The following is a 14,130-nucleotide window of genomic DNA, read 5'->3' as shown; positions in this document are numbered from 1 at the left end:
GAAACAAAACTAGACATTCCTGAAGACTATTATCAGGCTAAATATAAACTCATGAAGTCTCCTGTCTATGGCGATTCTGAACGTATCAAGAAAAAGCTGCAGGATATTGAAGACCTCTACGACAACTATATTGATATTCTACCAGAGGACGAGCTGTTAACCATTGATATCATTGAAAGAACCCTGAATTTTATGACTAAAGGTGAAGAGGATGCTATCGAAACTATCTTTGAAGACTATCTGACTCAAGTTTTGAAGAAAGAAGCATATTCCTTAAATGACCTCTTACTAATTAAATATTATACTTTTAAATGTCAAGTTGGTGACTATGATGAAGAAATTGTTGAAAGTTTTCGATGTAAATTAATTAATCAAGAACTACAAGGGGAAGAGCTAGTTAATGTTGAGCTACTAGGAGCATTGTCAACTATAGGTGGAATCTATGTTATGCATCATGATTATAGAAATATGAAAACTATTGTCGATAAAATGCATACTGTTATCGATAAGACTCTACAACATGCTTACAAACCCGCTGTACTTATTTTTGAAGCGAAATATTATCTGTTCTATGAGAACAACAGAGATAAAGCGGCTGAGCTCTATAATACGGCTACCGTACTAGCTGAAGCTTTTGGTGACCAAGTCTTCATCAAAAATCTTAAAATGGAAATACAAAAAGATTTAAATATAGAATAGAAAATATATCAGCAACACTTTAAATATAATTATTTTTATACAATACCAATCAAAGAAGCATCTGAAGTTGAACTCAGATGCTTCTTTGATTAATTCAATTTTTTCACTTAAACTTGCCCTTATACTTCTTCCCATACCATTCTTCTACTGACTTGCCTTCCCAATCACGATATTCTTCTGGATACTTCCATTTGTAGAAACCTTCTAAAAAGAAAGGGAACTCCATAAAGATAACCATTGCCAAGAATCCAATATCTATGATTAGCCATGTCAAAAACATCCCTAACAAGGTCAAACTTTGTGAGACTGCTACTCCCGAATGCGATAAGATTATTTTGATGATTACAGCAAACCCTAGCACTCCTGAACCATAGGTGGCGATTAGACCTGCTATTCTATCAACAAGAGTTTCTCTCGCCTCTTCACCGTAAAAACAAGTGGTCAAACTTCTTTTCTCCATACGGAGGAATATCAGGGCAATGATAAACAAGAGAATGTAAATAAACCAAATTCCTAACGAGGTTAGGGTCGGGAGTGCTATCGTTATGGCCAAGAGATTGAATTCAAGACAGAACCAAAATAAAAAGGTCTCGATATGAAAGCGATATCTGTATGGTCGAAGAAATGGTTTGCTAACAAATTTTCCAATAAGAACGAGTGATAGCCAAATAAAACAACAAATCAAGAATAATTCTGGAGTCAACAGTGATGGCTTGTGAACTGGCAGAGTTAAATCCTTAGGCTCTGCAACATCCAAAGAAGAGGCAAATATGGCCAAGAGAAAGTTGCATCCGAATACAAACAAAATACTGTAGAGAATACTTTTTATTCTAAAACCAATACTTGGTTTTCCATTATTTAAGCCTTTTCCAAGTTTTTCGTAATAGTCTTTCTTTATATACTGAAGCGAAGCATCGTCTAATAAATTTAAACTCTCTTCAAAACTTGCACTAAAGATTGATTTTTTCATTTATTAACTGTCCCCCCTCTCTTACTATACTCAAGCCTTCTATTTGCCTGTCTTTCCAGTTTAAGCTACTTCTCTATTTTGACTTTTCCTTGTTCATAACCTGAATACCAACTACTTTCAGGGCTGACATACTCTGCTTGTTCATTCTCTATGCCATCATTTACAAGAAGTAGGGTACCGTCATGTAACATACAACTATAAGTCTCCGAATCTTTGGTGAATTCATCGTTTTGGGAGTCAAAGTGATAGGTATGCTCTCCCTCCACATCCTTTAGAGTAATCTGCTCACCGTCTATTTTTATCCAAAAACGTTTATCGATTGTTGCTGTTTTTGTTGATTGATTTTTGACGATGAGATAATAAATGCCATCATCTGATTTTTTCTCATCAATGGTTGTTTGAATAATTCCCAGCAGCATTAGGACTGGAATAATCAAGAGAAGCCATAACCATTTTTTCTTGTTCTTTTTAGGTTTCCCAAGTTCTAGGCTCGGTAAATCGGCAGTTAGAGTCTCGATTCTTTCTAACTCCTGTTCTGAATATTTGAGAATCCCTTCCCCATTGTTGGCCAACCAATGTCTTGCCATTTGTACAAAGTACAGGCGCTCATCTTCTTGTGCAATCTCTTCAAACAAGCTTCTGGCTTGAGCCTTATTTCCACTTAATTGCTCGTTTAAGGCTTTAAAATACTGAAGTTCGAGTCGTTCAAAGGCCTGTGGAGCAGTCGTCTGATTAAAGAAATCATTGGGTTTACGCTCCACAAGAATATCGTACATAGCAATAAATTCCCTCTGCTCGACTTCTTCTGCTTTCTCGTCTTTAGAGTTTAGATAATGGACTGATTTTAAAAGGTCATCTTTGTTGTTTATTTTTCCAGAAAGTAAGGATGCTTTCAGGGAAATAAACCATAGAAAATCAAGGTAAGTCTTCCTAATACCTGCAAATTGTAATTCCTCTGTTTGGTTGATGACCGATGGGAAGTCGCCAATCATGTAAGCGTAGGTAATAGATGCAATCCTAGCATTGATCTGATTCTTTTTACGTCGAGACTTACCATACAGTTGAATAGATTCATACCAGAAATTCAAACCCATCGTTTCTTTAAGGATCTTTTGAGTTTCCCCTACAAGTAAGCTATTTAAGTAATTTTTTAATATAACGACTAGACCAACGACGCTTACTAAAGCGATCAACTGTATAGTGGAATTTTCTAAAAAGAGCCATCTAAGGAAAAATAACAAAATAATTAGTAATACAGTAGTGATACGTAAAATAAGGGTATATTTTTTCAAAATCCTCTTATAATCCATCAATTTATCTCCTATATTCATTTTTGAAATAGACTTACTTTTCATTATATCTGATTATTTAGCATTCGCAAGTTCACCGATAAGCTGAAAAAGAAAACACCCAAAGGGGTGAATACTTCAATAAAAATAGCTTAGTAGGGTTTCTCTTCCTTCTCCAAGATTTTCAAATATTTGGTTTTCTTAAATTGCCCTGATAATGCCAAAATAATAAACAAGTACCACAACACAAAACTCAGAAATAATAAAAGAAAGCTACCCCAAAAAAGGTATAGTATCGATAGCCCTATAGTGGATAATCCAAAGACGAAAATCAAAAGATAAGTTTTCAATCCATTTGATTTCTGGGATGGGAAATAATTCTCAGGAATGTCATAAGGTAGTACATTTACTATTTGTGTTTGTTTCCTATGTTTAAATTGCCAACGAGCGATGAGAAACATAATTATAAATGAAAGGACTAATGGAAGAAAACCATGCAGAGAAATGCTCTCTGTCAACCAATAAATACCATAAAATAATACTGCGCTAGGAGTAAAAATAATTGGAAACGGAACACTCTTCCCTATATAGAGTTTGTTCTCAATAGGATGATAAAAGACGGTCTTAGTAAGATCTCCCTGGTCAGCACCGAATTCCACCAAATCACTTAAATGAAATGTTATCCTATCTTTCGAAGCTAATACCATCTTTTCAAAGTCATCATCTGTAGACTTCTTCTGGTCAAGACTTTCCTTTGTAATTGCTAGTGGTTTGAGGTGTTTTTGATAATAACTAAGTAAGGCCTTATTCTTTCGCTTGTTACCAAGAAATTTGAGTTTGACCATCTGATTAGAATCCCCAATGATTTTTCCTTCCAGAAAAATTGGGTAGCTAGCGAAACCTCGAACCGAGTACTTTTTGCCTAAACTGACGGTAATGGTTGAGGGATCTAGTCGATAACGTTTAAAATTGCGGTCTACCACTATTTCTGAGTCAATTATTTTTATTCTTCCCATTGATGCGAAAGAAAGCCATCCGACTGTCAATTGGAGAAAACAAGCAACTATTAGATTAAAAAAATTATTGACAAATTCATCACCAGTTAGTAACTGATAAAAAGCAATAACAGTACTCAATGTAAATATTATCAAAAGATACAGTGACCCTACTTCGAAGATATAAAATGTAGTTGATTTTTTCATCTATTATTTTTTCCTTTTGATAGTCTTTGTTTGTCATTTGATTAACCAGCTCACACACTTCTTATAGTATGATATAAAGCATTTATCAGATTGCGATAGTCAAACAAATAATCGTGATGAAAACAAGCGTCAAAAGTAAGGTCCAATAAGTAAATTTATAGACTTTCACGGCTCCACAAAAACGTTCGACATAAGATTCTTTGGGATTATCTGGATTGTACCAAACTGTCAGGGTTGATCCCAATGGAAAGAAATCTTTGGCGGCATATGGTACTGACGAATTGGTGTATATAACAAGTCTTTTAGCCAACAAGTCTGGATTAGAGGTGGCTTTAGAACTCTTCCAAGGAAGCGAAACTGTCGTAACACACTCATACTCCAGACTTCTTCTATAAGCCTTGTCATTGACAATATATTCCACAATCGGAGCAATAGCATCAGTATAGTATCTATAACCTACTACGCTACCTTTTACGCTCTCTGTGGAACTCGTTTTACGATTAAGTTCTTTGAGATACACATTGCGAAAAAGAATTATCAGTATGGACAAAACAATGACGCTTATGGACCAAGCCAAAAATAAAATCTGTAACTTAGACATGATTTTCCTCCTCAAAGATGATTTTTCCACGCTCGAGTTTGCGAACTGCAAGGAGCCATCGCACTGGATTATTTTGGAAAAATAAGAGGAAAGGTATACCCGCAAATATGGTAAATATAGGGATAACAATTAAAATTCCAGGGTCAAAAGCTTTCTCTGCAATAATGTTAGTTGAATACAACCAAACCCAGCCAAAATATATTGTGCTAAAAATCAACATGACTAGCATGGCAAAAATAAAGATTGGTATTTTAAGCAAAGTCGCCTTCTTATTGAAAAAATTATTCCAAAACTTATTGGTATATACAGCCTGTGAAAAAGCCTCCTTGGTAGAAAGAACGGTATAGTTAACATTGTAGTATAATCACTCCTCCATAAAAAGGATGTACAGTAAGGGTGTTACTATTGAAAGCATAATAAAGGGAGTAATCATCAGCTTTGGATAATGCATACCATGAAAAACCGGTATCAGAAACATCAGTGCTTCCAAAATTAAGAATGACCAGAAAAGTATCATGATTAAAGTACTTAGGTACTCGTTTCTTTCTCCCTTTTTCTTAATCGTTTCCGAATCCAAAGCTACAAGGCCTTCTTTTGTCCTTGTATTGTAATAATAGTTCCTACCGTCAAACTCGCCCATATAAATTATTTTCCGCATTTGATTCTCCCACATTAGCCTTTGTATTTTGCTCACTCAAATAAGCACAACTCACTCCATTTTACCATGTCTGGACTTTGCTTGCTTGTGAATGTTTAGATAGATTATAAGGCATGAAAAAAGCCACCATCTGGTGACCTTCAATTAAAAAGTATCTTTTATAAACTTCCCTTAAGTGAATTGGGACGTCAGCGATCTTCTTCGAAGCTCCATGACTCATTTTTGAGCCTAAGGTCTCAAAAATCCCATGTGGCTGAAACTAAATTGTTTCAGCCACTTTTCTCACAGCGGGAAGTTTCACTTTAAAAATACTTCACTCTTACTAATTAATCTAATTCAAATTTTTAGTTAAAACAAAGTGATAGAAAATTTATCTACTTCTCCTCACCCTAGCCAGTCTTTTTCTTTGGCAATACGGACGGCTTCTGTTCGATTTCCTGCATCGAGTTTGGTCAGGATGGCTGTCATGTAATTTCGTACGGTCCCGTTTGAGAGAAAAAGGCTTTCTGCGATTTCTTGGTTGGTTGATCCTTGAGCTACCATGGCCAAGACTTCTTGTTCACGTTGGCTGAGTGGATTATTGTCAAAGGCGACACCTTCAACTAGCTCTGGCGAGTACTCCTTTTGACCTGCTAGGACTGTATGGATGGTCGCCATGAGGTCACTGATGGAACGCTCTTTGAGTACATAGGCATCCACGTGGGCTGCGAGGGCTCGTTTAAAATAGCCTTTTCGTTTGAAGGTGGTCACTATAACGACCTTCGTTTCTCTTTGGTTGCTACGAATCCACTCAAGAACATCAAGGCCTGTTTTAACTGGCATTTCAATGTCTAAAATGGCTACATCAACTTCTTCTTTTTCCAAGAGAGCAATGGCTTCTTGGCCATCACTGGCTGCATGGACCTCTTGGACATCGTCTTCCAACATAAGAAGTTGGCAGAGGGCATCCCTCAACATTGACTGGTCTTCAGCGACTAATAATTTCATGCTTTTCCTCCCTCTTTTAAATGCACACGAATGATGGTTGGATGCGATTGAGACAGGATTTCCAAGTCTCCATCTACCAAACTGAGACGCTCCCTGATACTGTGTAGCTCTTGCCCAGTGACTTCCTTAAAGCCACAACCATCATCCTCGAACTCAAGCACTATACCATGATCACGGCTTAGACGAATCTGACAGCTTTCAGCCTGACTATGTTTAATAACATTATTGGCCAGTTCACGAAGTACCATGGACAGGGTCGACTGGCTAACGGGCGATAGGCTGTCTAAGTCAAGGCTACTATCCACAGTCAAGACAATATCAGATAGGTCAAAGAGTCGCTCGAGTTCCAGTAACTCCTCAGCTACAGTTCGGTACTTAAGCTTATTGACAATCTCACGAACCTCGTACATGGAGTCACGACTAATTTGGTTCAATTCTTCCAGATTCTTTCTAGCAGCATCATACTGCTCCTTATCCATCTGTTTCAGAGCCAACTCGGTTTTAAGACTCATCATGGCAAAGGTGTGTCCTAAGGTATCGTGCAAATCACGACCGATACGATTGCGTTCATTTTCAGCGGACAGGATATTGATGGTCCGATTCTGCTCCGCAAGGGCCTCTTCCATCTTTCTCTCCTGACGCATACGGTTTTGAAAATAGTACATTCCTAAAGAAAAAAGAGGAATAGCCAGAGACATGAGGTGGGTGCTCAAATCGTCTGTCAGTAGGAAGGATGATGACGTCAAAATCAAGAGCGTCGCTAGAAAGGATAAAAATCGATAAGAAGATATGCTATCCTCAAAGCGCCAAACGAGAAGGTTAACATTGAAAAGAACAAACCACATCAAGCCACCCTGATAGACCAGGGACATGAAAATGATATAAGCTAGAGTGTAAAACCACAGAAAGGGAATCCACTTGTTATAAGCTTTTTTCAAATATACCATAAGGAGATAAGCGATGGTATAGGCCGTTGTCAAAGCCAGGGTCCAGACTGGAAAATACCCGCCAAACACTCCTAATATCGGAAAGACAAGGAAAATCAGACTAACAAAATAAGCGAAATCATTTTTCTGGTAAGTTCTAAACATGGTCACTTTCTCTGTAAGATTTGATAAAAAGGGCTAAGCCTGTAGTTATTGTAGCATAGACCAAGATAAAAATGAGCGATTTCCATGAAAATTCCCCTTTTTTTGCAAAATTGACTACTAACTGATTGATATGATAGATGGGTGTCCACTCAGAAATGTGCTGAACCCATTTTGGAAACATGGTTACTGGCATCCAAGAGCCACCAATAATTGCAAGACCTAAAAAGACGATATTTCCGACGATAGCCATGATTTGTTGTGACTTAATTTGGGCAAGGAGCAAGCCAAAGGATAGGAAGACTAGACTTGATAAGAGTAAAAGAGCCCCTGAACCAAGCCAATGTGATAATGGCATCTCAACATCACGCACAAAAGCTCCCACACAGAAAGTCACTAGGATAGCAACCATAAAGTTCATAAGAACTCGGAAGATCTTAGAGAGGTAATAGGATTGAATACTGATTTTTGAATGTTCGATGTAGGTTAGCCAGTGCTCAGTTTGATCCTCTCTAAGCATGTAGGGGAAGGTAAAGAAACCAAAGCTGGACATAGAAAATCCAGTCATGGTCAACATATAGGACAAGATAAAAGCTTTTTGTGACGCTGGGTCAGGACTCATTTCCATACCTGAATACAAGAGGAAGAATCCGACGGGCATTCCTATGGACATGATGAAGACTGGCCAACTGCGCCATGTTTTTATCCATTCGATTTTAAGTAGTGCTTTCATGACTTGTCCTCCCTTGTGCTATCAAATAGGCTATCTAAAAGTGTCTTGTTTTGAATTTCAATGTCAGAAATGCGACAGCCTTGAGCTTGTAAACTACTCCATACACTTTCAATATCTTTAGTCATAAAGGTTACAACATCACGTTTTTCAGTCACATCATAAATGGCTGCCAGTTTGTCAAGACTTGGCGCAAAGCGACTTGGTAAGGTGACTTGCTTTTCCTTTTCCTCGCTACGCATAGCATGTGGCGTAGTATCCCTAATGAGTTTTCCCTGATGAAGAACCAAAATGCGGTCAGCTGTGTGCTCGACTTCTTCGATATAGTGGGACGAATAAAGAATAGTCACACCTGACTTTTTCAGATCATTTATGATTTCCCAAAAGCGTTGGCGTGTCGTAGTGTCCATCCCTGCTGTCGGTTCATCTAAAAAGAGAATGTCAGGCTTGCCAATAAGACAGAGGACAAAGGCAAGAAGACGTTTTTGTCCCCCTGAGAGTTTGTCTGCGAACTGCTGATACTGGTCGTCTTTGAATTGTAAGAGTGCTTGTATCTCTTCTTTAGATAAGCCATTTTCAGAAATATCTTGGAAAAAAGCAATCAGTTCCTTAACTTTTAATTGTGAGGGAATGGTATTTTCTTGAAGGAGAACAGCAATTTGATCTTGTGCTTTACCCTTTTTGCCCTTGATTAAGACTTGACCGCTACTAGCTTTTTTGTCACCAAGAATGCAGGACATTAAGGTCGTTTTACCAGCACCATTTGGCCCAATTAAGGCAAGACAGTCTCCTTGGCCCACCTCAAAGCTAATATGGTCTAAAATTGTTTTTCCTTTGATTTTTTTAACAAGATTTGTGACTTGAAGGATTGCTTCACTCATGTGTGTGATTTCCTTTCTTTTGGTAGAAGGCTAGAAAAACATAACAAGCTGCAACAGATACTCCCATAACACTATAGAGAATATCACTGCTGCCATGAAGTAGGACATAAGCAAAGAGGATGGTCCAAATTGCTGCTAGAAGCATGATGCTTAGTATTTTCAATAATTTCATACTGGGCCTCCTAGTTTTTCAATTCTTTAATGACAAGGTCGATAAAACTTTTAGCCATAGTGATGAGAATGTAGGCTGAGATAGACAAGCCAATAAGCATTCCCAGATGTGAGAAGATAGCTTCAAAATTGCCTTTTTCAAAGATGTCAGTAAACATGCTAAGTCCAGCAAAGACAGTTCCGATGACAGCGTAGATAAGGTAAGATGTTTTGATTTTCATGAGATGACCTCTTTCGTTTTTTATTATTTCTAAGTTATGACTAAAGTATATCTTTTTGGTCATTCTCTTTTTAGCACCAGATGTCATGACATGATATGACATTTGTCATGTGACGTAAAAAAAAAGCCAACCCAAGGTCAGCTTCAAGAAGTAAATAAACTATTTCAAATGAACCATGAATTAAGAAGGCCTGCATATAATGACATCACATTCTTTTTGAGAACAAAGTGAGTTTAACTGAGACTTTCCGCTATGATTCCCCCCTAAGAACTTAAACTTCAGAGGTTCAGAAATATCGAGACCTTATACTCTAAGCTTAGGTATGGAACTTCCTTGACGTTCGCTGACGCCCATCATCACCTAAGGACAGTCTCGAAAAAGATTCTTTATTAAAAAATAAAAGCCAACCCAAGGTCAGCTTTTCATTTATCTTAATGACTATTTTTTGAATGGTTCTTCCACCATGATGAAAGGATAGAACCTGAGATATTGTGCCAAATACTGAAGATAGTTGATGGGATGGCAGCTTGTGGCACGAAATATTTCATGGCAAGAGTTGCTCCAAGACTTGAGTCTTGCATCCCCACTTCGAAAGAAATGGCTTTTTGTTGTGGTTCTTCCAAACCAAGGATTTTTGAAAATCCAAAACCAAGGGCATAACCACAAAGGTTATGGAGCATAACGACTGGAATGACAAGGGCTGTCGCTGCTGTAAAAATATTAGCATGGTTGGCAGAAACCACTGCTCCAACGATCAATAGGATGGCAGCTTGAGAAATCAAAGGCATAATTTTGATGATGGCATCAATTTTTTTACCAAAGATTGAGTGAACGAGTACACCCAAGATAATAGGGACAACCACGATACGCAAGGTACTAAGGAAGAGGCTTTGGGCAGGGACACTCACGTACTGACCAGCCAAGAATGACAAGAGGGTTGGAATCATGAGTGGTGCCAAGAGAGTTGAGAGGGTTTCAATAGAGACATCCAAGGCAACATCCCCACCTGAAAGGAAGGCCATGACACTAGATGAAGTCCCACTTGGACAAGAGCCAACAAGTATAACCCCTGCTGCTGTCGCACCCTTAAGATGGAAAATCATACAAAGCAACCAAGCCAAACCAGGCATGATGACATAGTGGGCAACAGTCCCAAGGACAACTGGAATTGGACGCTTAGCAATACGTTTAAAATCTTCAGTAGTTAAGGTAAGTCCCATACCAAAGAGAATCAAACCAAGTAGATAAGCCGTATTGGGAATGACCCAACTACTAGTTGCGGGAAGTGCATAGTTAAAGGCAGCCCAGAGGATAACAGCTACAGTAAACCATTTGCTGAGCCATCTACTAAAAGATACAAGTGACTCCATAATGAAACCTTCTTTCTATTTTCACAGAATAGTATGGCACTTTCATTTTGAATTTCAAGGTAAATTTCGAATTTTCTGAAATTAATTTCAAAAAATAAACCCTCACACTTAAGATGTGAGGATTTTGTGATTTCGATAAACGTTAAGCCTTGTCTTGCGACTTTTCTTCAAACTGTTGAGCCCGTTCTTCGCCCCACCATAGTGGCAATAATTCGCCCAAAGTAATGGTTTGACGTGTGTCGTAGTCAACCATAAACTCCAAGTTACGATTGTCAGGATGGAGTTCCATTAGAAATTCTCGACAAGCCCCACAAGGCATGCCAGATGGTCCACCATGAGGTGGCTGGTCACGAAAGGCGATAATACGCTTGACCTTAGTTTGACCAGTTTCTTGATACATATTGAAAAGGGCAGCTCTTTCGGCACATAGATGGAAAACACCACACGTTCCTTCCATACAAAAGCCCGTGAAAATTTGCCCATCTTCAGCCTCAACGGCAGCCACAACGTGTCTAGCATAGACAAAGTCTGAGACTTCCTGTGGCTGATACAAGGCTTGAGCCTGTTCATACATTTTTTGCCAAATATCCATTTTTTTCCTTTAAACACGATCACTTTCTCTGCTTATAGTTTTCTTCAACCATGCGACTAGGTCTAGACTGGCTAATAGTGTCATAGAACATGTCAAGTTGAGTTTTTAAGAGTATCATCGTTTTATAAGTCTACAAACTCATTCAAATCTATTATTTCATCAAATTGTTGGATAATTCTATCGGTGTCTACATGTGTGATGTAAATAATTAATTTACTCGTTTGTAAAAGTCGATTCTCTATTTTTGATAACGTTTCAAGGTCAATACCAGAAGAAAATTCGTCTAAAAATAAGATATCCGTCTTCATCAATAAGGCTCTTGCCAAAGCAACTCTCTTGGCTTCTCCACCTGAAAGTTTTATAGTATCATTTGAAAGCATTAACTCTAAAGACTCTCTATTAGCCCACTTAGATAATTCTACAAATTTCAATGTCTCAAACAGTTCCTCTTCTGAAACATCCTCAGAAAATAGAGTAAGATTATCACGAAGTTTTGCATTGAACATATGAGGGTGTTGGGGTACATAAGCTACATTATCGAAGATACTACTCTCTTTGATACTTTTAACATCAATACCATTAATTTTAACTGTTCCTGTGTAATCGTTATACTCTCGTAGGATTGCTTTTAATAGTGTGGTTTTACCAGTTCCACTCTTCCCTTTTAATAGGTACTTCTTATGCTTATAAAACTGCCCATTAAAAGGGATAGCTTCCGAATTATTTTTAAAACGAAAATTATCAAATGATATAACTTCAATATGTTCCAGAGTATTAAGATTTTCCTCTATAATTTGAAATTCAGTAGAAAGAGTCTCTATAGTTTTCTTACCACTAATAAATTTAGCTAACAAATCAGAAGAAGCATATATTGGGTAAGAAATCCTGACTAATAATTGTGAGAATGCTATTAAACTCCCTAATGTCAGTTGACTATTTATGATTAATAGTCCCCCAATAATCCAACTACCGAAATAAAGAACATTTGAAAACAGCTGATTTAAACTGACAACAACATATTGAGATCTTTCAACATTTGTTTGGCGTTTAAGTAACTTTAAAGTTTGAATATCAAAGACTCTATTAATGTCAAAACTCTTGTTGGCAATTTTCCAATCAGGTATACCTTCGATAAGATCTTGAATAGCTGATACTGAAGTATTAGTAGTGTCAATTAACTCTTCTTGTTTCTTTTCTAAAGGAGTTTTAAAGAGTATAGCTACAAAAAGATTTGGTAAACTTAAAATCAGAGTTAAAGCTGCTAATAAAGGATTAAGATAGAGAGAAACAATTATAGCAATAATTAATTGGCAGATTAAGTAGCCACCCCAGTATATGGAATAAAAATAATTAAATTCAATTTGATCTATTTGAGTAGTTAATGAGGCTAGAAGTTTGTCATTTTTATTTCCTGTGAGTAACTCTAAAGGTGTTTTCTGAATACCTTGGAAAATAACATTCCTATAAGCATATGCAGATTTCTTACTAATGATTGCTGTCAGTGATTGTTGAAAATAGTAGATAAGTGTTTGAATCAACAAGAACACAACTACAAAAATAGATATGACAACATAGCGCCCCACTCCAAGTTTGATAGAGTCAATGATTAGTTGCATCAAATAGGCTTCACTTACCATTGCAATAGACAATAAGATAGTAAGTACTGAATATACTTGGATATCTTTTTTAACAACTTGATAAACAGATTTCATTAATCTCTCCTTTTAACATGTCAGAAAAATCAAATATTTCAATAAATAATAACATATAATTTTTTAGAAGTTTATTATTCAAAAATGACGCTAAGTATAAAGCAATACTTCATTAAATGAACAAAAACATGATAACTTTATACGAATTATCATGTTTCCTTTTTAATTCTTTATCAATGTCCTACATCTGAATATGAAATATAATAACGTTGCCCATCTTTGACAAAGCTATACCAATTTCCATCAGGTAAAATTTCATATTTATCCCAATCAACATCTCCGGCAGGAAGTGTAGAAACTGCTCCGCTATCTTTATCTGGTGCAGCATATACAGGTGTTTCCTCATCAAGTATCAATGTTCCAGAAGTAGCTGTCCAAGCACCTCGACCACCTTCAACTCCTCCAACTTGAGAAGCTGATGTTGTAGTTTCTCCTGTTTGTGCAGCATCTGATGCTCCCGCTGCTTGAGCTTGTTCTTGAGAAGAAGCTTGTCCATTATCCTCTTCAGTTGAAGCTACTGACGACGAGGTTTGACTTGACTTATTATTCTTCTTAACGACCTTACTTGAGCTTGAAGATGACTTCTTAACCGTTTTGACTGGACTGCTACTTGTGCTAACACGAGCTGATTCATGGCTGTTAAATTTAGTCACCAAAAAGACAGCAAGGATAACTACGATAAGAGCTAATACTAAACCAATAATTTTACTTGTAATTTTCATGATTAATATTCCTTTTATTTGTTTTTCGTTACAAATATAACATCTTTATTTCTATTTTACAATACGATTTCATAAAATAATACAGAAATATGTTCCTGCCATCTTCTAAAATTGGATAGCCTTTAAAACTTAGTTAATCGCAATATAACGACGTGCACCTGAATATGATAAGAAAGAAATCCAATAATGGCCATCTGCCTGAATAAGGCTATCATAATCTTAAGTAGCCCTTTTTTT

At 37.0% G+C, this 14,130-nt stretch carries 17 protein-coding genes and 1 pseudogene; 1 reads left to right on the top strand and 17 read right to left on the bottom strand.

Going from position 1 to position 14,130, the window contains the following annotated elements; genetic code table 11:
- Nucleotides 1-699, top strand: a 699-nt coding sequence (locus HMPREF2877_RS04595; protein ID WP_070578878.1) for a transcriptional regulator, incomplete at its 5' end; no start/stop codon positions are given.
- Nucleotides 700-802: 103 nt separating this feature from the next.
- Here the strand turns inward: HMPREF2877_RS04595 and HMPREF2877_RS04590 are convergent.
- The 17 genes and pseudogenes from HMPREF2877_RS04590 to HMPREF2877_RS10635 form a co-directional block, all read right to left on the bottom strand.
- On the bottom strand, nt 803-1,669 hold the full coding sequence (locus tag HMPREF2877_RS04590) for a hypothetical protein (RefSeq protein WP_070578875.1): 867 nt from the start codon (nt 1,667-1,669) through the stop codon (nt 803-805).
- A gap of 65 nt (nt 1,670-1,734) precedes the next feature.
- On the bottom strand, nt 1,735-2,979 hold the full coding sequence (locus HMPREF2877_RS04585) for a hypothetical protein (protein WP_070578872.1): 1,245 nt from the start codon (nt 2,977-2,979) through the stop codon (nt 1,735-1,737).
- A 131-nt stretch (nt 2,980-3,110) separates the two neighbouring features.
- Entirely contained in the window at nt 3,111-4,160 is a 1,050-nt protein-coding gene (locus HMPREF2877_RS04580; RefSeq protein WP_070578869.1) for a hypothetical protein, read from the bottom strand.
- A gap of 85 nt (nt 4,161-4,245) precedes the next feature.
- Entirely contained in the window at nt 4,246-4,761 is a 516-nt protein-coding gene (locus HMPREF2877_RS04575; RefSeq protein ID WP_070578866.1) for a DUF3592 domain-containing protein, read from the bottom strand.
- Nucleotides 4,754-5,020, bottom strand: a complete 267-nt coding sequence (locus HMPREF2877_RS11060) for a hypothetical protein (protein WP_070578862.1) — start codon at nt 5,018-5,020, stop codon at nt 4,754-4,756. The genes HMPREF2877_RS04575 and HMPREF2877_RS11060 overlap by 8 nt, the downstream gene beginning before the upstream one ends.
- Nucleotides 5,021-5,125: 105 nt before the next feature.
- The gene (locus HMPREF2877_RS04565) at nt 5,126-5,419 is read right to left on the bottom strand and encodes a hypothetical protein (protein ID WP_141751044.1); all 294 of its coding nucleotides are present in this window, start codon (nt 5,417-5,419) and stop codon (nt 5,126-5,128) included.
- A 384-nt stretch (nt 5,420-5,803) separates the two neighbouring features.
- Nucleotides 5,804-6,406 carry a response regulator transcription factor gene (locus tag HMPREF2877_RS04560; protein ID WP_070578855.1) on the bottom strand — a complete coding sequence of 201 codons (603 nt, stop codon included), beginning with the start codon at nt 6,404-6,406 and terminating at the stop codon, nt 5,804-5,806.
- On the bottom strand, nt 6,403-7,497 hold the full coding sequence (locus HMPREF2877_RS04555; RefSeq protein ID WP_070578852.1) for a sensor histidine kinase: 1,095 nt from the start codon (nt 7,495-7,497) through the stop codon (nt 6,403-6,405). Before HMPREF2877_RS04555 ends, HMPREF2877_RS04560 begins: the two co-directional genes overlap by 4 nt.
- Nucleotides 7,490-8,227 carry an ABC transporter permease gene (locus HMPREF2877_RS04550; RefSeq protein WP_070578849.1) on the bottom strand — a complete coding sequence of 246 codons (738 nt, stop codon included), beginning with the start codon at nt 8,225-8,227 and terminating at the stop codon, nt 7,490-7,492. The genes HMPREF2877_RS04555 and HMPREF2877_RS04550 overlap by 8 nt, the downstream gene beginning before the upstream one ends.
- Entirely contained in the window at nt 8,224-9,105 is an 882-nt protein-coding gene (locus HMPREF2877_RS04545) for an ABC transporter ATP-binding protein (protein WP_070578846.1), read from the bottom strand. Before HMPREF2877_RS04545 ends, HMPREF2877_RS04550 begins: the two co-directional genes overlap by 4 nt.
- Nucleotides 9,098-9,277 (bottom strand): hypothetical protein, encoded by a 180-nt coding sequence (locus tag HMPREF2877_RS04540; protein WP_002885306.1) that lies wholly within the window; start codon nt 9,275-9,277, stop codon nt 9,098-9,100. Before HMPREF2877_RS04540 ends, HMPREF2877_RS04545 begins: the two co-directional genes overlap by 8 nt.
- 10 nt (nt 9,278-9,287) lie before the next feature.
- Nucleotides 9,288-9,497: a hypothetical protein gene (locus HMPREF2877_RS04535; protein ID WP_070578843.1), complete on the bottom strand. Its 210-nt coding sequence runs from the start codon at nt 9,495-9,497 to the stop codon at nt 9,288-9,290.
- Between the two features lie 431 nt (nt 9,498-9,928).
- Entirely contained in the window at nt 9,929-10,867 is a 939-nt protein-coding gene (locus HMPREF2877_RS04530; protein WP_070578840.1) for a bile acid:sodium symporter family protein, read from the bottom strand.
- 142 nt (nt 10,868-11,009) lie between these two features.
- On the bottom strand, nt 11,010-11,459 hold the full coding sequence (locus HMPREF2877_RS04525; protein WP_070578837.1) for a cytidine deaminase family protein: 450 nt from the start codon (nt 11,457-11,459) through the stop codon (nt 11,010-11,012).
- A 122-nt stretch (nt 11,460-11,581) separates the two neighbouring features.
- Nucleotides 11,582-13,171 carry an ATP-binding cassette domain-containing protein gene (locus tag HMPREF2877_RS04520; protein WP_070578834.1) on the bottom strand — a complete coding sequence of 530 codons (1,590 nt, stop codon included), beginning with the start codon at nt 13,169-13,171 and terminating at the stop codon, nt 11,582-11,584.
- 173 nt (nt 13,172-13,344) lie between these two features.
- Entirely contained in the window at nt 13,345-13,893 is a 549-nt protein-coding gene (locus HMPREF2877_RS04515) for a transcriptional regulator (protein WP_070578831.1), read from the bottom strand.
- Nucleotides 13,894-14,022: 129 nt separating this feature from the next.
- Nucleotides 14,023-14,100: pseudogene (locus tag HMPREF2877_RS10635) on the bottom strand (SH3 domain-containing protein); the annotation flags it as partial.
- Between the last annotated feature and the right edge of the window lie 30 nt (nt 14,101-14,130).

It is taken from the genome of Streptococcus sp. HMSC072D03 (assembly GCF_001812855.1).
GTDB lineage: Bacteria > Bacillota > Bacilli > Lactobacillales > Streptococcaceae > Streptococcus > Streptococcus salivarius_D.
Note: the sequence above shows the minus strand (reverse complement) of the source record. Positions and strands in the feature narration are given on the sequence as shown.